This window comes from Streptomyces sp. NPDC048291 (genome assembly GCF_043201715.1).
Taxonomy (GTDB): domain Bacteria; phylum Actinomycetota; class Actinomycetes; order Streptomycetales; family Streptomycetaceae; genus Streptomyces.
On record NZ_JBICZC010000017.1, the window covers coordinates 247,429 to 263,391 of the forward strand.

The following is a 15,963-nucleotide window of genomic DNA, read 5'->3' on the forward strand; positions in this document are numbered from 1 at the left end:
CGTGTCCGCGGCCACCGTGTCTACCGGGCCGCCACCCACCGCCGTACGGCATACGCCGCCGCACCCACCGCCAGCACGGCCGCCCCCGCGACCACCGAGGCCACCGGCAGCGCGAACGCGAGCACCACGCACCCCAGCAGTCCCGCCACCGGAACCACCCGCGAACGCGACGCGGGATCCAGCGTCCACGCCGAGGCGTTGGCCACCGCGTAGTACGCCAGCACACCGAAGGAGGAGAAACCGATGGCACCCCGTACGTCCGCGGTCGCCGCCACCACGGCGACCACCGCGCCGACCGCCAGTTCCGCGCGGTGCGGGACCTGGAAACGCGGGTGCACGGCGGCCAGCGCCGGAGGCAGATGACCGTCGCGGGCCATGGCCAGCGACGTCCGCGACACCCCCAGGATCAGCGCCAGCAGCGAGCCGAGTGCGGCCACCGCGGCTCCCACCCGCACCACGGGCACCAGCCCCGGCACCCCGGCCGCCCGCACCGCATCGGTCAGCGGCGCGGCCGCCCGGCCGAGCCCGTCCGTGCCCAGCACGGAGAGCGTGGCCACCGCCACGCACGCGTACACCACCAGCGTGATCCCCAGGGCCAGCGGGATCGCCCGCGGAATGGTGCGCGCAGGGTCCCGCACCTCCTCGCCGAGGGTCGCGATCCGCGCGTACCCGGCGAACGCGAAGAACAGCAGGCCGGCGGCCTCTAGTACCCCGCCCACGCCCGCCGGGAGACCGATGTCCAGCCGCCCCGCGTCCGCCGTCCCTGACGTCAGGCACACGACCACCACGGAAGCGAGGACCGCCAGCACCACGGCCACGATCAGCCGCGTCAGCCAGGCCGACTTCTGGATGCCGCCGTAGTTCACGGCGGTCAGCGCCACCACGGCGGCGACCGCCACCGCGTGTGCCTGCCCCGGCCAGACGTACGCGCCCACGGTGAGCGCCATCGCCGCGCAGGACGCCGTCTTGCCGACGACGAACGCCCATCCCGCCAGGTATCCCCAGAAGGCGCCGAGCCGCTCCCGCCCGTACACGTAGGTGCCGCCCGACTGCGGGTACCGGGCGGCCAGGCGCGCCGAGGACATGGCGTTGCAGTAGGCGACCAGCGCGGCGACGGCCAGCGCGGGAAGCAGCCCCGACCCGGCCGCGCGGGCCGCGGGGCCCAGTGCGGAGAACACCCCGGCCCCGACCATCGAGCCCAGGCCGACGATCACGGCGTCGTGCACGCCCAGCGTGCGCCGCAGGTCAGAGGGAGGAGAGGAAGCCATGCGGCGCACCCTACTGATCACCGCAACCGTGCGGTATCGCCCAGGCGTCCTCGTCATCGACAAGGCACGAACACACGCGCTGCGGACACATGCGGACGGCTCGGACGGCCCGCCCGGCACCACCCGTCCGGCACAGCCGGCCCGAACCGAAATCACAGGGCCGGAACAGTGAGAACACAGCGCGGAAGGGCAGGTTCAGGTCATGGGCATCATCAGCTGGATCATCCTGGGACTGTTGGCCGGCGCCATCGCCAAGGTCCTGCTGCCGGGACGCGACCCGGGCGGCTTCATCGGCACGACCCTGATCGGCATCGTGGGCGCGTTCCTCGGCGGCTGGATATCGGCCCGCTGGCTGGACCACCCGATCACCAAGAACTTCTACGACGGCGCGACCTGGGCGGCGGCGATCGGCGGCTCGCTGGTCCTGCTGATCGCCTACCGCATCCTGTTCGGCAACGCGCGCGACTGACCACCCCCGGCCGCAGCCGACGCACGGAAAGCACGAGAAGCACCGGAAGCACCAGAAGGGCGGGCACGACGCGGTGCCCGCCCTTCTCGTACTTCGAAGGCGCTGCCTACCGGTAGTTCACGAACTGGAGCGCGAAGTCGAAGTCCTGGCCCTTCAGGAGCGCGATCACGGCCTGGAGGTCGTCGCGGCTCTTGGAGCTGACACGCAGTTCGTCGCCCTGGACCTGGGCCTTCACGCCCTTGGGGCCCTCGTCGCGGATGATCTTCGCGACCTTCTTCGCGTTGTCCTGGGAGATGCCCTCCTCGATCGACGCGAAGATCTTGTACTCCTTGCCGGAGAGCTGCGGCTCACCGGCGTCCAGGGCCTTCAGCGAGATACCGCGCTTGATCAGCTTCGACTGGAAGACGTCGAGGATCGCCTTGACCCGTTCCTCGGAGTTCGCCTGCATCAGGATCTTCTCGCCGGACCAGGCGATCGAGGCGTCCACGCCCTTGAAGTCGTAGCGCTGCGAGACCTCCTTGGCGGCCTGGTTGAGGGCGTTGTCGACCTCCTGCCGCTCGACCTTCGAGACGATGTCGAAACTGGAGTCGGCCATGTCCTGTGGCTCCTTGTATCGGGGGGTGTGACGGGATGCGTTGCGGCACGCGACGGCGGCCGCCGGGCCCGGGGTGGGGACCGGGCCGTATCCGCACCAGCCTAGCCATCCCGCGTCCCGCGGGCGGCGATCAATCGGGTGGCGGAGCACCCCTGTGAATCGGGTATTGTTTACGTCGTTGCCAGGGAGCACCGCCGCAAAGCGGTTCGAGCTGATGACAAAACCCCGGCGGTGTGCCCGAGCGGCCAAAGGGAGCAGACTGTAAATCTGCCGGCTCAGCCTTCCCAGGTTCGAATCCTGGCGCCGCCACACGGGAACGATGGGCCCGTGACCTGCTACCAAGCAGGTCACGGGCCCATCGTCATGTGCCCGTGTGTACGCCTTGGCGTGGAAGCCCGTGATGAAGATCATGGAGGCGCCTCGTCGGCGAGGCGGCCGGGGAGCGGTCCGTCACGGACGCCCCGTCCCGGGGCACACTGAACACATGTCCTCCCGACGCAGAACCTGCCCGGTGTGCCGCCGTGAAATCGCCGTCGTGGCGGGCCGTTTCGCGCGGCACGACCCGCCCGGGGCGCGCGAGGCAGGGGAACTGGTCTCCTGTTCCGGTTCGCGGCAGCAGGCCCTGATCGGGGCCGTGGAGCCCGCGTTGGACGGTTACGTCGTGCCGGAGTTCCCCGGCCAGCTGCCGCTGTTCTGAGAACTCAGTTCCCGGCCACCGACTTCACGGCCACCGTGACCGGCGTCGACCCGCCGATCAGCTCCAGGGTCAGGCCGGCCGTCGCCGAGGTGTCCACCAACTCCGCCAGTACGGCGGCCACGTCGTCGCGGGTGACCGCGCCCCGGCCCGCGTGCGCCTCCAGCCGCACCAGACCGGTGCCCGGCGCGTCCGTCAGCGAACCGGGCCGCAGGATCGTCCAGTCCAGGGCGTCCTGCCGGGACACGTACGCGTCGGCCTCGCCCTTGGCCCGCAGGTACACGTCGAAGACGCCGTCGCCCCGGTGCGCCGGATCCGCGGCCATCGAGGAGACGACCACGAAACGGCGCACGCCCGCGCGCACGGCCGCGTCCGCGAACAACACCGCCGCGCCCTTGTCGACCGTCTCCTTGCGGGCCGTGCCGCTGCCCGGTCCCGCGCCCGCCGCGAACACCGCCGCGTCCGCCCCCCGCAGGAGCGCCGCGACCTCCTCGACCGACGCCGACTCCAGGTCCAGCAGCACCGGTTCGGCGCCGGCCGCCCGCAGGTCGTCGCCCTGCTCGGCCCTCCGGATGATCCCCACGACCTCGTCCCCGCGCGCGGAGAGCAGCCGCTCCAGCCGCAACGCGATCTGACCATGACCACCAGCGATGACAATGCGCATGTTTCAGACCGTACGCCCGAAGCCCCGCATCCGCTGCACGACTTCACGCGCCCCACGCGCCCGGGTGGCTCCGCCTGGCGCGCCGGTCCGGCTCGAACGTGCTGAGGGGAGCCCCCCTCCGCGGCGCGCGCTCCCGCGCCCCGGCCCGCGCGTCGGCGCCCGCGTTCCCGAGTCCCTCAGGACAACTCCCCACGCCCCTGCCGGGGCAGGCCCAGTTCCGCCGCCACCGCCGAGTTGCAGTACTCACGGACCGCGCTCGTGCGTGCCACCACGCGCCCCCGGTGCACCACGATCCGGCTGTAGGCGAGGGAGAGCGCGCCGGCCAGGTGGTCGCCGCGTACCGCGAGGAGTTCGGCGGGGAAGCCGGCCTCGACGCGGACCTCGGGAAGGCCGAGGGCGGCGCGGGCGGCGCCGCTCACGGCGTCGTAGGCGTCCTCGGGGCGCAGGCCGTGCCGGGAGGCCAGGAGGTAGGCGGCCTCCAGGGGGTCGCCGCGGCCGACGGGGTTCGACAGGTCGCGCAGGGCGCCGCTGCCCGCGGCGATCCGGACGCCGGCCGCGCGCAGCAGCCGTACCGGGGCCGTGCCGCGGCGGTCCACGGAACCGCAGCCGCCCTGGGGCAGGCAGACCACGGTGACCCCGGCCGCGGCGAGCTGGTCCGCGACCCGTGCGGCCACCTCGGCGGGCAGGCGCGCGAGCCCGGCGCACGGTCCCAGGATCACGCCGGGGCGCATGCCGGCGGTCATCGCCGCGAGCCTGGCCAGCCTCGCCGGGTCGGTGGCGTCCGTGTGCAGGTCGACCGGGCAGCCGTGTTCGGAGGCCACCTCCAGGACCGCCTCCGCGTAGCCCGTGGGGTCGGGGTCGAGGTCGGGGCAGCCGCCCATCACGGAAGCGCCCATCTTCGCGGCGTCCCGCAGTATGGCGAGCCCGTCGGCGCCGGCGATCCCGGTGAGCACGCGCGGCATCGCGACCGCCGTGAGCTCCGCGAGCCCGCGCAGCGAGCGGCGCGCCTGGAGGACTGCGGCAAGGGCGCCCAGCCCCTGGACGTCGCCCACGCGCACGTGCGCGCGTACCGCCGTCGCGCCGTGCCCCAGCTGCAACAGGGCCGCCTCCGTGGCGCGGCGCTGCACGTCCTCGGGTTCGTACGAGACGGGGCCGTCGTGTTCGGCGGAGAGCGCGGTGTCGCCGTGGGCGTGCGGTTCGGCCGGGGCGGGGAGCAGGAGGTAGCCGGTCAGGTCCACGCGCGTGCCGCCCGTGCGCGCCGGGCCCGGCGCCAGACTGCCTGCCGTGCCCACCGCCTCGATGCGTCCGCAGCCCAGCCGTACGTCCACGGTCCGGCCGTCGGTGAGCCGCGCCCCGCACAGCAGGAGTGCGGCGGGGTCGGGCCGGCCCGGGGAACCCTGCGGATTGGACGACGACGAGGGCGGCTGCGGCTGGCTGTCGGGCATCGCGCTCCATGAGGGTCGGTCCAGGCATGGGACTCAAGATCACGCAGAGTGAGTCGAGCCTAGGGTGGCGAGCCGCGCGGGGCGGGGAGGAGCGCAATAGTCGTACCGGAGCCGTCGGACCTGCGGGGAACGGTTCGGTACGCGCGCGTGGGGAGTGCCGGAAGGGGCCCGGGAGGCCGTCGTGAGCCGTGCGGAAGGGGCCGGGAAGGGCGGCGGGAAACGGATTTGGGCGAACGGCGGCCGAGCGTGTAATGTCTTCATCGCTCGCCCCAATAGCTCAGTCGGCAGAGCGTCTCCATGGTAAGGAGAAGGTCTACGGTTCGATTCCGTATTGGGGCTCTGGTGTGAGAGGTTCCCGTCGCGAGGCGGGGACTGATCTCATCAAAGCGGTGTAGCTCAGTCGGTAGAGCAAGCGGCTCATAATCGCTGTGTCACCGGTTCAAGTCCGGTCACCGCTACTGACGGTAGCCGATTGCGGGGTCGGTCCTTCGATCGGCTACTCTTCTATGCGTTAAACCATCCCACCCGTTCGTCAAGGAGCACTCACGTGGCTGCCACCGACGTCCGCCCGAAGATCACGCTGGCCTGCGTGGAGTGCAAGGAGCGGAACTACATCACCAAGAAGAACCGGCGTAACAACCCGGACCGTCTTGAGATGAAGAAGCACTGCCCGCGTTGCAACGCGCACACTGCGCACCGCGAAACGCGATAACAAACAGGCTCGTCCGTGAGGCCGTCCCCGACTCGGGGGCGGCCTCACGGCGTTTCGGCCGATGCCTTTCCCGCTACTTTGTGGGGCAGCACAGCAGACATCAGGAGGTGCCGGGCCAATGGCGCTCGACCAGTCCTTCGTGGGACGGACCTACCCACCCACCGAGCCCTACGAGGTGGGCCGGGAGAAGATCCGTGAGTTCGCCGAGGCGGTGGGTGACACCAACCCGGTGTACACGGACCCGGAGGCCGCCAAGGCGCTCGGCTACTCCGATGTGATCGCCCCGCCGACCTTTGTCTTCTCGATCACCTTCCGCGCGGCCGGCCAGGTCGTCGAGGACCCGCAGCTCGGCCTGGACTACAGCCGGGTGGTGCACGGCGACCAGAAGTTCGCCTACAAGCGCCCGGTCCGCGCCGGTGACCGACTGAGCGTCACCTCCACCATCGAGGCCGTCAAGTCCCTCGCGGGCAACGACATCATCGACATCCGCGGCGACGTCCACGACGAGGCCGGCGAGCTCGTGGTGAGCGCCCTGACCAAGCTGGTGGCCCGCGCGGCGGACGAAGAAGAAGGCGGGGCGTGAGGATCCGATGACGTCGAAGATCGCGTACGAGGACGTCGAGGTCGGCACCGAACTGCCGGCGCAGACCTTCCCCGTGACCCGCGCCACGCTGGTGCGGTACGCGGGCGCCTCCGGGGACTTCAACCCGATCCACTGGAACGAGAAGTTCGCCAGGGAGGTGGGCCTGCCGGACGTCATCGCGCACGGCATGTTCACCATGGCCGAGGCGATCCGGGTGGTCACCGACTGGACCGGCGACCCGGGTGCGGTCGTGGACTACGGCGTCCGCTTCACCAAGCCCGTAGTCGTCCCGAACGACGACCAGGGCGCCCTGGTCGAGGTCAGCGGCAAGGTCGCCGCCAAGCTCGACGACAACACCGTGCGCGTCGACCTGACGGCGACGAGCGCCGGGCAGAAGGTGCTGGGCATGTCACGGGCGGTCGTGCGGCTGGGCTGAGCCCGGCGACCCGGTAAGGGGTGCCCTCCATGGCGGGGCACCCCTTACGTGTACGGGACCGCCCCGCTCGCGCATGCGGCTCCTGGAACGCGGCGGTCGGACCCCCTTGACGTAGTTAGTGATTGAGTACTAACTTTCTCGCATGGTCAGGATGAGCGCAGAGGAGCGGCGCGAAAGCGTCATCCGCGCGGCGATCGCGGAGTTCGCGCAGAGGGGCTACTACGGCACCTCCACCGAGGCGATCGCCAAGCGGGTCGGGGTCTCGCAGCCGTATCTCTTCCGGCTCTTCCCGGGCAAGAAGGCGATCTTCGCCGTCGCCTCGCTGCGCTGCATCGACGAGATGTGCGATCTCTTCGAGAAGGCGGCCGAGGGGTTGCGGGACGAAGAGGCCCTGCACGCCATGGGTGAGGCGTATGTGCAGCTGATCCAGGAGCGGCCGGAGCGGCTCCAGATGCAGATGCAGACGTACATCGCCGTCGCGGCGGCCGAGGCGGAGGGCGAGCACGAGTTCGGCGAGCTCGTGCGGGCCGGCTGGGAGCGGCTGTGGGACACCGTCCACCTGATCTCGGGGGCGGACGTCGACCGCACCACGACCTTCCTGGCCAAAGGGATGCTCATCAACACCTATGCGGCCATGGGGTTTCCGCCCGGGCACCGGGTCTGGCAGGGGATGTACCAGGACGCCGGGACCACGGGGCGGCTGGACAAGTGCAGCGACGGGTGACGGGGCGGTCCGCCGTTCCCGGCCCGGGCCCTTTTTCACGGGCCAGAAAATTAGTGATCAATAACTAATCAGTGTCTCATCGACACAGAACACGCTCTGGGGGAGCGATGTCACAAGAGACCGCACGTCGCGGGGGCGCCGGATGGGCGCTCGTCATCACCAGCGTCGCCGGATTCATGGCGGCCCTGGACAACCTCGTCGTCACCACCGCCCTGCCGTCCATCCGCAAGGATCTCGGCGGAGCCCTGGACGACCTCGAATGGACCGTGAGCGCCTACACGCTCACCTTCGCCGTCCTGCTGATGTTCGGCGCGGCCCTGGGCGACCGCTTCGGCCGGCGCAGGCTCTTCCTCGTCGGACTCACCGTCTTCACCGGCGCCTCCGCCGCCGCGGCCATGGCGCCCGGCATCGACTCCCTGATCGCCGCCCGCGCGGTGCAGGGCGTCGGCGCGGCCGTCATGATGCCGCTCACCCTCACCCTGCTGACGGCCGCCGTGCCCGAGGCCAGGCGCGGGATGGCGTACGGCATCTGGGGCGCCGTCAACGGGCTCGCGGTCGCCTCCGGCCCGCTCATCGGCGGCAGCCTCACCGAACACGTGTCCTGGCACTGGATCTTCTGGCTGAACGTGCCGCTCGGCCTCGCCCTGCTGCCGCTGGCCCGCCTCCGCCTCGCCGAGTCGCACGGCACCGGTGCCCCGCTCGACCTCCCCGGCACCCTGCTCGCCAGCGGCGGACTCTTCGGGATCGTCTACGGCCTGGTGCGCGGCCCCGCCGACGGCTGGACCAGCCCGCTCGTGCTCACCGGGCTGTTCGCGGGCGCCGCCCTGCTCATCGGCTTCGTCCTGCACGGCAGCCGCGCCAAGAACCCCATGCTGCCGATGCGGCTCTTCCGCTCCCGCGCGTTCTCCGGGATCAACGCGGCCAGCCTGCTGATGTTCCTCGGGATGTTCGGGTCGATCTTCCTGCTCAGCCAGTACATGCAGGGCGTGCTCGGCTACTCGCCCACCGAGGCGGGCCTCAGGATGCTGCCCTGGACCGGCATGCCGATGATCGTCGCGCCGATCGCGGGCATCCTGTCCGACCGCATGGGCGGCCGTCCGGTCGTCGCGGCCGGACTCTTCCTGCAGGCCGCCGGGCTCGGCTACCTGGCCTACGTCGTCACCGCCGACGCCTCCTACGCGGCCCAGCTGCCCGGCCTGATCGTCAGCGGCATCGGCATGGCCCTGTACTTCGCCCCGGCCGCCAACCTGGTGATGTCCGCCGTACGCCCGAAGGAACAGGGCATCGCCTCCGGTGCCAACAACGCGCTGCGCGAGGTCGGCGGCGCGCTCGGCGTCGCGGTCATGTCGTCCATCTTCTCCGCCCAGGGCGGCTACGAGAGCGCCCAGAGCTTCGTGGACGGACTGAAGCCCGCCCTGTTCACCGGCTCGGCCGTGGTGGCCGTCGCCGGGATCGCCGCCCTGGCCATCCCCGGCCGGCGGCGGGCCGCGCGGCTCGTGGCCGAAGGCGAGCCGGCCCCGGCGCTGGAGACCGTGAGCGGCTGACGACCGCTGACCGCACGTGCGCGTGGGGCCCCGTCTCCGCCGGAGACGGGGCCCCACGCGCACGTGCGGCTCGTGGCGGCGGGGCCGCCGGCGGCGTCTCGTAGTCTTGGGCGCGTGCAGGAACTCCACGACGCCCCCCTCGCCCCCCTCACCACCTTCCGGCTCGGCGGCCCCGCCGCCCGGCTGGTCACCGCGACCACCGACGCCGAGGTGGTCGCCGCCGTCCGCGCGGCCGACGACAGCGGGACCCCGTTGCTGGTCATGGGCGGCGGATCGAACCTGGTCATCGGAGACAAGGGCTTCGAGGGCACCGCCCTGCGCATCGCCACCACCGGTTTCGAACTGCGCGGTACGACGCTGGAACTGGCGGCCGGTGAGGTGTGGACCGACGCGGTCGCCCGCACCGTCGAAGCCGGCCTCGCGGGCATCGAGTGCCTCGCAGGCATCCCGGGGTCCGCGGGGGCCACGCCCATCCAGAACGTGGGGGCGTACGGGCAGGAGGTCTCCTCGACCGTCACCGAGGTCGTCGCGTACGACCGGCGGTCCGGCGAGACGGTGACGCTGGCCAACGACGAGTGCGCGTTCTCGTACCGGCACAGCAGGTTCAAGGCCGACCCCGAGCGGTACGTCGTCCTGCGCGTCCGGTTCGGGCTGGAGGATGCGGGCGGGCTGTCGGCGCCGGTGCGGTACGCGGAGGCCGCGCGGACGCTCGGGGCGGAGCCGGGGGACCGGGTGCCGCTCGCCGACGCCCGCGAGGCCGTGCTCAAGCTGCGTGCCGGAAAAGGCATGGTGCTGGATCCCGAGGACCACGACACCTGGTCGGCGGGGTCCTTCTTCACCAACCCGATCCTCACGGACGAGCAGTTCGCCGCCTTCCACGCGCGCGTGCGCGAGCGGCTGGGCGACGTGGCCGAGCCGCCCGCCTACCCTGCGGGGGACGGGCGTACCAAGACCTCGGCGGCCTGGCTGATCGACAGGGCCGGGTTCGCCAAGGGGTACGGCAGCGGCGCGGCCCGGATCTCCACGAAGCACACACTGGCGCTGACCAACCGGGGCGGGGCCACGACCGAGGAGCTGCTGGAGCTGGCTCGGGAGGTCGTCGCCGGGGTCCGGGAGGCCTTCGGCGTGACCCTGGTCAACGAACCGGTGACCGTCGGCGTGAGCCTCTAGCGAGGCGGGCGCCACGGGCCGGGGGCTCAGTAGGCCACCCCCACCCCCTGTTTCACGGTCCCCGCGTCCTCGACCATCGCGAGCATCGCGTGGGCCACGTCCGCCCGCGCGATGAAGCGTCCCTTGCGCGGGAAGCCGCCCACCACCGTGCGGTAGGTGCCGGTCAGCGGCTTGTCCTGCAGGCGCGGCGGGCGTACGGAGGTCCAGTCGGTGCCGCTGCGGGACAGGTCGGCCTCCATCTCGCGCAGGTCGTCGTAGACCGGCTTGAGGACGGCGGAGACCAGGCCGCGCATGGAGCGGTCCAGGAGGCCGTCGTCCGGTTCCGGGCCCACCGGGGCGGCGCTGACCACCACCAGCCGTCGTACGGCCTCCGCCTCCATGGCGGCCAGGACCGTGCGGGTCAGCCGGGCGGCAACGCCGGCGTCGCCGCGGCTGCGCGGGCCCAGGCCGGACAGGACCGCGGTCCGGCCGGTCACTGCCGGGCGGATCACCTCGGGGTCGGTGAGGTCCGCGCGGACCACCTCCAGGCTGGAGCCGGTCACGGTCAGCCGGGCGGGGTCGCGGACGACCGCCGTGACCCGGTGGCCGGAGGCCAGCGCCTGACGGACGAGCTCCCGGCCTATCCCGCCGGTCGCGCCGAACACAGTGAGATTCATGACTGCTCCCGTTCCAGCACGGCAAAGGGTGGTGGGTGAGTATTCACTCACCCGTGCCTCCTCCTAGAGTGGGTAAGTATTCACTCACCAGTCAAGGCCCTTCGGGGAAGTCCGTCGAAGCCGCAGGAAGGGGCATGTGATCCTTGAATGCCATGGAGCAGAAACCGGCCCGGGTCCGCATCCTCGACGCCGCTCACGAGCTGATGGGCACCGTCGGGCTCGCCCGTGCCACCACCAAGGAGATCGCCAGGGCGGCCGGCTGCTCCGAGGCGGCCCTCTACAAGTACTTCCCCAGCAAGGAAGAGCTGTTCGTGCACGTGCTCACCGAGCGGCTGCCGCGGCTTCTCCCGCTCCTCGGCGAGCTCACCGTCGAACCCGGCCGGGGCAGCCTGGAGGACAACCTCACCCGGATCGCCCGGCAGGCCGCCCTCTTCTACGAGGCGAGCTTCCCGATCGCCGCCTCCCTCTACGCCGAGCAGCAGCTCAAGCGGAAGCTCGACGACAAACTGCGCACCATCGGCGCGGGACCGCATGTACCGATGAGGGCCCTGGACGGCTACCTGCGCGCCGAGCAGGCGCACGGCCGGATCCGGGCCGACGCCGACACGTCCGCGGCCGCCGCCCTGCTGCTCGGCGCCTGCGTCCAGCGCGTCTTCTCCTACGAGGCGACGGAGACCGGCGAGCGCCCGCCGGTCGACACGTTCGCCGCCCGCATCGCCCGCACCCTGCTCGGCGGGCTCGCCGCCACCGGGGCGTGACCGGGAATCAGGCGACCGGGGCCACCAGCCAGGCGTCGATGTCCGCCAGGAGCCCGGCCTGCACGTCCTCCGGTGCCGCCGAACCCCGGACCGACTGGCGGGCCAGTTCGGCCAGTTCGGCGTCGGTGAAGGCGTGGTGCACGCGCGCGATGTCGTACTGCGCGGCCAGCCGGGAGCCGAACAGGAGCGGGTCGTCGGCGCCCAGGGCCATCGGGACGCCCGCCTCGAAGAGGGTGCGCAGCGGGACGTCCTCGGGCTTCTCGTAGACGCCCAGGGCCACGTTGGAGGCCGGGCACACCTCGCAGGTGATCTCCCGGTCCGCCAGCCGCTTGAGCAGCCTCGGGTCCTCCGCGGCCCGCACGCCGTGCCCGATCCGGGAGGCGTTCAGGTCGTCCAGGCAGTCCCGGACCGACGCCGGGCCGGTCAGCTCGCCGCCGTGCGGGGCCGCCAGCAGCCCGCCCTCGCGCGCGATGTGGAACGCCCGGTCGAAGTCCCGGGCCATGCCCCGCCGCTCGTCGTTGGAGAGCCCGAAGCCGACCACGCCCCGGTCCGCGTACCGGACGGCGAGCCGGGCCAGCGTGCGCGCGTCCAGGGGGTGCTTCATGCGGTTCGCGGCCACCAGGACGCGCATGCCGAGGCCGGTCTCCCGGGAGGTCGTCTCGACCGCGTCCAGGATGATCTCCAGGGCCGGGATCAGACCGCCCAGGCGCGGGGCGTACGAGGTCGGGTCCACCTGGATCTCCAGCCAGCGCGAGCCGTCCTTCAGGTCCTCCTCGGCGGCCTCCCGGACCAGGCGCCGGATGTCCTCGGGCTCTCTCAGGCAGGAGCGCGCGGCGTCGTACAGGCGCTGGAAGCGGAACCAGCCCCGTTCGTCGGTGGCCCGCAGTCTCGGTGGTTCGCCGCTGGTCAGTGCGTCGGTGAGCGCCTCGGGGAGGCGTACGCCGTACTTGTCGGCCAGTTCCAGGACTGTCTTCGGCCGCATGGAACCAGTGAAGTGCAGGTGCAGGTGGGCTTTCGGCAGCAGCCGGACGTCTCGAACCGTCTCCATGAACTCTCCGTGTGCGCTAGGCTCCGCTCCGTGCCGAAAGGTGCCGGACAGGGCTTGTCCGCCGTTGGGTATCAGCCGAACGGGAAGCCCTCAGGGGCGGAGTCACTCCAGGATCCTGCCGTAGAAATCCTGGTCCAGGCAGCGAGTTTCCCGAACGGGCGCGTGCCTGAACGCACAAGCGGGCCCCCGGCTCGGCCGGGGACCCGCTTGTGCGCTGTGGGCGGTCAGCCCTTCGCCTCCGCCAGCAGCTTCTGCATCCGGCTCACGCCCTCGACGAGGTCCTCGTCGCCGAGCGCGTACGACAGGCGCAGGTAGCCGGGCGTGCCGAAGGCCTCGCCGGGGACGACCGCGACCTCGGCCTCCTCCAGGATCAGCGCGGCCAGCTCGACCGAGTCCTGCGGGCGCTTCCCGCGGATCTCCTTGCCGAGCAGCGCCTTGACCGACGGGTAGGCGTAGAAGGCACCCTCGGGCTCGGGGCAGACCACGCCGTCGATCTCGTTGAGCATCCGGACGATCGTCTGGCGGCGCCGGTCGAAGGCCTCGCGCATCTTCGCCACGGCCTCCAGGTCACCGGTGACGGCGGCCAGGGCGGCGACCTGCGCCACGTTGGAGACGTTCGACGTGGCGTGCGACTGGAGGTTCGTGGCCGCCTTGACGACGTCCTTGGGGCCGATGACCCAGCCGACCCGCCAGCCGGTCATGGCGTAGGTCTTCGCCACGCCGTTGACGACGATGCACTTGTCGCGCAGCTCGGGCAGGATCGCCGGCAGCGAGGTGAACTTCGCGTCGCCGTAGACCAGGTGCTCGTAGATCTCGTCCGTGAGGACCCACAGGCCGTGCTCGACGGCCCAGCGGCCGATCGCCTCGGTCTCGGCCTCGCTGTAGACCGCGCCGGTCGGGTTCGACGGGGAGACGAAGAGCACGACCTTCGTCTTCTCGGTGCGGGCCGCCTCCAGCTGCTCGACTGAGACCCGGTAGCCGGTGGTCTCGTCGGCGACGACCTCCACCGGGACACCGCCGGCCAGGCGGATGGACTCCGGGTACGTCGTCCAGTACGGGGCGGGGACGATGACCTCGTCGCCCGGGTCGAGGATCGCGGCGAAGGCCTCGTAGATGGCCTGCTTGCCGCCGTTGGTGACGAGGACCTGGGAGGCGTCGACCTCGTAGCCGGAGTCCCGCAGCGTCTTAGCGGCGATCGCGGTCTTCAGCTCGGGCAGGCCCCCGGCCGGGGTGTAGCGGTGGTACTTCGGGTTCTTGCAGGCCTCGATGGCGGCCTCGACGATGTAGTCCGGCGTCGGGAAGTCGGGCTCACCGGCGCCGAAGCCGATCACCGGGCGCCCGGCGGCCTTGAGGGCCTTGGCCTTGGCGTCCACGGCGAGGGTGGCGGACTCGGAGATCGCGCCGACTCGGGCGGAGACCCGGCGCTCGGTGGGAGGGGTTGCAGCGCTCATGGGGCCCATCGTTTCAGACCGGAAACCTGCCCGGCACGCCGGTTTCACGGACTGAACAACTACGGGCCGAACCATGAACAAGCGTGCGGATCCGCCCCCGGGCCAGGACGATCTTCCGTACGGTCGGCCCGGACTGCCGCTTTCTGTTCGACGCGGCGCCGCGGACCACGTACACTCTCCACTCGTTGGCCTCCAACAGCCGTGCCTGAGCCGGTGCACACCGGGCACCCGGTCGGATGCGGTACGTTGGGGACACAGCAAAGGGTCGTAGCTCAATTGGTAGAGCACCGGTCTCCAAAACCGGCGGTTGGGGGTTCAAGTCCCTCCGGCCCTGCTACACACACCGCCAGGATGTGTGCGCATGTACGTACAAGCATTGCACCGCCGTGCGGCTCCAGAAACCGGGCGCGGCACGGCCATGACCCGGGACCAGGTGAGGACGAATGACGGACGCCGTGGGCTCCATCGACACGCCTGATGCCGATGAGGTGCAGGAGTCCAAGAAGAAGGGCCGCAAGGGCGGCAAGCGGGCCAAGAAGGGTCCGCTGAAGCGTCTTGCCACTTTCTACCGCCAGATCATCGCGGAGCTCCGCAAGGTCGTCTGGCCGACTCGAAACCAGCTGACGTCGTACACCACCGTGGTGATCTTCTTCGTCGCCATCATGATCGCTCTGGTGACCGTGATTGACTATGGACTCAACCACGCGGCCAAGTACGTCTTCGGCTGAGCACAGAGCGAAGGGCGCCGTGGTACCGGCGCCCGTTTTCGCATGTTCCACCCCTATGTATCCAGGAAGAAGCAGCCATCGTGTCTGACCCGAACCTGAACGACGCCGTCGAGGCCGTCGAGCCCGAAGAGGCCGTCGAAGACGAGCTTGACATCGTCGAGGGCGCGGACGAGCAGGACGAGTTCGAGGCTGCCGAGGCCGAACTGGGGGAGCCGGCCGAGGAGACCGCCGTCCACGTCGAGGACGAGGACGCGGTGGAGGACGAGGACGCCGACGAGACCGAAGAGGTCGAGGACGTCGTCGAGGAAGAGCCCGCCGAGCCGGTCGACCCCGTCCAGGCGCTGCGCGAGGAGCTGCGGCTGCTCCCCGGCGAGTGGTACGTCATCCACACGTACGCCGGCTACGAGAACCGCGTGAAGACCAACCTGGAGCAGCGCGCCGTCTCGCTGAACGTCGAGGACTACATCTTCCAGGCCGAGGTGCCGCAGGAAGAGGTCGTCCAGATCAAGAACGGCGACCGCAAGACCATCAAGCAGAACAAGCTGCCCGGTTACGTGCTCGTCCGTATGGACCTGACCAACGAGTCCTGGGGCGTCGTCCGCAACACCCCCGGCGTCACCGGCTTCGTCGGCAACGCGTACGACCCCTACCCGCTGACCCTGGACGAGATCGTCAAGATGCTCGCGCCGGAGGCCGAGGAGAAGGCGGCGCGCGAGGCGGCGGAGGCCGAGGGCAAGCCGGTGCCGCAGCGCAAGGTCGAGGTCCAGGTGCTGGACTTCGAGGTGGGCGACTCGGTGACGGTGACCGACGGTCCGTTCGCCACGCTGCAGGCGACGATCAACGAGATCAACCCGGACTCCAAGAAGGTCAAGGGTCTGGTGGAGATCTTCGGGCGCGAGACGCCGGTCGAGCTCTCGTTCGATCAGATCCAGAAGAACTGAGGTAGTTACCTCAGCAGCGGGTCGGTGGGGGCTGTTCGCGCAGTTCCCCGCGCCCCCTTCGGGGCGCCCCGAAGGAC

18 protein-coding genes and 4 tRNA genes are annotated in these 15,963 nt (G+C 71.1%); 15 read left to right on the plus strand and 7 right to left on the minus strand.

The features are described from left to right. Positions 1–20: 20 nt before the first annotated feature. Positions 21–1,268, minus strand: a complete 1,248-nt coding sequence (locus tag ACGF5O_RS40470; protein WP_393814927.1) for an APC family permease — start codon at positions 1,266–1,268, stop codon at positions 21–23. 202 nt (positions 1,269–1,470) lie between these two features. Between ACGF5O_RS40470 and ACGF5O_RS40475 the strand changes: the two genes are divergently transcribed. After that, positions 1,471–1,737 (plus strand): GlsB/YeaQ/YmgE family stress response membrane protein, encoded by a 267-nt coding sequence (locus tag ACGF5O_RS40475; RefSeq protein WP_393814928.1) that lies wholly within the window; start codon positions 1,471–1,473, stop codon positions 1,735–1,737. A gap of 106 nt (positions 1,738–1,843) precedes the next feature. On the opposite strand, the gene ACGF5O_RS40480 is transcribed toward ACGF5O_RS40475, so the two are convergent. Next, positions 1,844–2,332 (minus strand): YajQ family cyclic di-GMP-binding protein, encoded by a 489-nt coding sequence (locus ACGF5O_RS40480; RefSeq protein WP_393814929.1) that lies wholly within the window; start codon positions 2,330–2,332, stop codon positions 1,844–1,846. A 227-nt stretch (positions 2,333–2,559) separates the two neighbouring features. Here ACGF5O_RS40480 and ACGF5O_RS40485 point away from each other — a divergent pair. Beyond that, positions 2,560–2,641 (plus strand) — tRNA-Tyr (locus tag ACGF5O_RS40485). Between the two features lie 175 nt (positions 2,642–2,816). Further along, entirely contained in the window at positions 2,817–3,029 is a 213-nt protein-coding gene (locus tag ACGF5O_RS40490; RefSeq protein WP_393814930.1) for a hypothetical protein, read from the plus strand. 4 nt (positions 3,030–3,033) lie between these two features. Here the strand turns inward: ACGF5O_RS40490 and ACGF5O_RS40495 are convergent, their stop codons facing one another. Together ACGF5O_RS40495 and ACGF5O_RS40500 are read right to left on the minus strand one after the other, a co-directional pair. Next, positions 3,034–3,690 (minus strand): NAD(P)H-binding protein, encoded by a 657-nt coding sequence (locus ACGF5O_RS40495; RefSeq protein ID WP_393814931.1) that lies wholly within the window; start codon positions 3,688–3,690, stop codon positions 3,034–3,036. A gap of 176 nt (positions 3,691–3,866) precedes the next feature. Continuing rightward, positions 3,867–5,135, minus strand: a complete 1,269-nt coding sequence (locus ACGF5O_RS40500) for a hydrolase (RefSeq protein WP_393814932.1) — start codon at positions 5,133–5,135, stop codon at positions 3,867–3,869. Positions 5,136–5,401: 266 nt separating this feature from the next. Between ACGF5O_RS40500 and ACGF5O_RS40505 the strand changes: the two genes are divergently transcribed. The 8 genes from ACGF5O_RS40505 (at position 5,402) to ACGF5O_RS40540 (ending at position 10,304) form a co-directional block, all read left to right on the plus strand. Beyond that, positions 5,402–5,474 (plus strand) — tRNA-Thr (locus tag ACGF5O_RS40505). A 46-nt stretch (positions 5,475–5,520) separates the two neighbouring features. Next, positions 5,521–5,593: transfer RNA gene (locus ACGF5O_RS40510), tRNA-Met, on the plus strand. Positions 5,594–5,682: 89 nt separating this feature from the next. Continuing rightward, a complete protein-coding gene (gene rpmG, locus ACGF5O_RS40515) occupies positions 5,683–5,847 on the plus strand; it encodes a 50S ribosomal protein L33 (RefSeq protein ID WP_003948671.1) in 165 nt (54 codons plus the stop codon). Between the two features lie 118 nt (positions 5,848–5,965). After that, entirely contained in the window at positions 5,966–6,430 is a 465-nt protein-coding gene (locus ACGF5O_RS40520) for a MaoC family dehydratase N-terminal domain-containing protein (protein WP_393814933.1), read from the plus strand. A 7-nt stretch (positions 6,431–6,437) separates the two neighbouring features. After that, positions 6,438–6,866, plus strand: coding sequence for a MaoC family dehydratase (locus ACGF5O_RS40525; protein ID WP_393814934.1), 429 nt, complete (start codon positions 6,438–6,440; stop codon positions 6,864–6,866). A 142-nt stretch (positions 6,867–7,008) separates the two neighbouring features. Next, a complete protein-coding gene (locus ACGF5O_RS40530; RefSeq protein WP_393814935.1) occupies positions 7,009–7,590 on the plus strand; it encodes a TetR/AcrR family transcriptional regulator in 582 nt (193 codons plus the stop codon). Between the two features lie 107 nt (positions 7,591–7,697). Further along, positions 7,698–9,134 (plus strand): DHA2 family efflux MFS transporter permease subunit, encoded by a 1,437-nt coding sequence (locus tag ACGF5O_RS40535; RefSeq protein ID WP_393814936.1) that lies wholly within the window; start codon positions 7,698–7,700, stop codon positions 9,132–9,134. A 114-nt stretch (positions 9,135–9,248) separates the two neighbouring features. Further along, on the plus strand, positions 9,249–10,304 hold the full coding sequence (locus ACGF5O_RS40540) for a UDP-N-acetylmuramate dehydrogenase (RefSeq protein WP_393814937.1): 1,056 nt from the start codon (positions 9,249–9,251) through the stop codon (positions 10,302–10,304). A 26-nt stretch (positions 10,305–10,330) separates the two neighbouring features. On the opposite strand, the gene ACGF5O_RS40545 is transcribed toward ACGF5O_RS40540, so the two are convergent. After that, positions 10,331–10,960 (minus strand): NAD(P)-dependent oxidoreductase, encoded by a 630-nt coding sequence (locus tag ACGF5O_RS40545; RefSeq protein WP_393814938.1) that lies wholly within the window; start codon positions 10,958–10,960, stop codon positions 10,331–10,333. Positions 10,961–11,112: 152 nt separating this feature from the next. Here ACGF5O_RS40545 and ACGF5O_RS40550 point away from each other — a divergent pair, with 152 nt between their 5' ends. Beyond that, positions 11,113–11,718, plus strand: coding sequence for a helix-turn-helix domain-containing protein (locus ACGF5O_RS40550; protein ID WP_393814939.1), 606 nt, complete (start codon positions 11,113–11,115; stop codon positions 11,716–11,718). A 7-nt stretch (positions 11,719–11,725) separates the two neighbouring features. Here the strand turns inward: ACGF5O_RS40550 and ACGF5O_RS40555 are convergent, their stop codons facing one another. Continuing rightward, complete coding sequence (locus ACGF5O_RS40555; RefSeq protein ID WP_393814940.1) at positions 11,726–12,766, minus strand: adenosine deaminase; 1,041 nt, start codon at positions 12,764–12,766, stop codon at positions 11,726–11,728. A gap of 224 nt (positions 12,767–12,990) precedes the next feature. After that, positions 12,991–14,217, minus strand: a complete 1,227-nt coding sequence (locus ACGF5O_RS40560) for a pyridoxal phosphate-dependent aminotransferase (protein WP_393814941.1) — start codon at positions 14,215–14,217, stop codon at positions 12,991–12,993. 261 nt (positions 14,218–14,478) lie between these two features. Here ACGF5O_RS40560 and ACGF5O_RS40565 point away from each other — a divergent pair. From ACGF5O_RS40565 to nusG, 3 genes are all read left to right on the plus strand, one after another. After that, positions 14,479–14,551, plus strand: a tRNA-Trp gene (locus ACGF5O_RS40565). A 109-nt stretch (positions 14,552–14,660) separates the two neighbouring features. Beyond that, positions 14,661–14,945, plus strand: coding sequence for a preprotein translocase subunit SecE (secE, locus tag ACGF5O_RS40570; RefSeq protein ID WP_093499675.1), 285 nt, complete (start codon positions 14,661–14,663; stop codon positions 14,943–14,945). A gap of 80 nt (positions 14,946–15,025) precedes the next feature. Continuing rightward, a complete protein-coding gene (nusG, locus tag ACGF5O_RS40575; RefSeq protein ID WP_362600969.1) occupies positions 15,026–15,886 on the plus strand; it encodes a transcription termination/antitermination protein NusG in 861 nt (286 codons plus the stop codon). Positions 15,887–15,963 lie beyond the last annotated feature (77 nt).

Excerpts from the sequence above, each read along its gene's own strand:
- ACGF5O_RS40470 (WP_393814927.1), bottom strand. The coding sequence starts at position 1,268 with ATGGCTTCCTCTCCTCCCTCTGACCTGCGGCGCACGCTGGGCGTGCAC.
- ACGF5O_RS40475 (WP_393814928.1), top strand. The coding sequence starts at position 1,471 with ATGGGCATCATCAGCTGGATCATCCTGGGACTGTTGGCCGGCGCCATC.
- ACGF5O_RS40480 (WP_393814929.1), bottom strand. The coding sequence starts at position 2,332 with ATGGCCGACTCCAGTTTCGACATCGTCTCGAAGGTCGAGCGGCAGGAG.
- ACGF5O_RS40490 (WP_393814930.1), top strand. The coding sequence starts at position 2,817 with ATGTCCTCCCGACGCAGAACCTGCCCGGTGTGCCGCCGTGAAATCGCC.
- ACGF5O_RS40495 (WP_393814931.1), bottom strand. The coding sequence starts at position 3,690 with ATGCGCATTGTCATCGCTGGTGGTCATGGTCAGATCGCGTTGCGGCTG.
- ACGF5O_RS40500 (WP_393814932.1), bottom strand. The coding sequence starts at position 5,135 with ATGCCCGACAGCCAGCCGCAGCCGCCCTCGTCGTCGTCCAATCCGCAG.
- ACGF5O_RS40520 (WP_393814933.1), top strand. The coding sequence starts at position 5,966 with ATGGCGCTCGACCAGTCCTTCGTGGGACGGACCTACCCACCCACCGAG.
- ACGF5O_RS40525 (WP_393814934.1), top strand. The coding sequence starts at position 6,438 with ATGACGTCGAAGATCGCGTACGAGGACGTCGAGGTCGGCACCGAACTG.
- ACGF5O_RS40530 (WP_393814935.1), top strand. The coding sequence starts at position 7,009 with ATGGTCAGGATGAGCGCAGAGGAGCGGCGCGAAAGCGTCATCCGCGCG.
- ACGF5O_RS40535 (WP_393814936.1), top strand. The coding sequence starts at position 7,698 with ATGTCACAAGAGACCGCACGTCGCGGGGGCGCCGGATGGGCGCTCGTC.
- ACGF5O_RS40545 (WP_393814938.1), bottom strand. The coding sequence starts at position 10,960 with ATGAATCTCACTGTGTTCGGCGCGACCGGCGGGATAGGCCGGGAGCTC.
- ACGF5O_RS40550 (WP_393814939.1), top strand. The coding sequence starts at position 11,113 with ATGGAGCAGAAACCGGCCCGGGTCCGCATCCTCGACGCCGCTCACGAG.
- ACGF5O_RS40555 (WP_393814940.1), bottom strand. The coding sequence starts at position 12,766 with ATGGAGACGGTTCGAGACGTCCGGCTGCTGCCGAAAGCCCACCTGCAC.
- ACGF5O_RS40560 (WP_393814941.1), bottom strand. The coding sequence starts at position 14,217 with ATGAGCGCTGCAACCCCTCCCACCGAGCGCCGGGTCTCCGCCCGAGTC.
- secE (WP_093499675.1), top strand. The coding sequence starts at position 14,661 with ATGACGGACGCCGTGGGCTCCATCGACACGCCTGATGCCGATGAGGTG.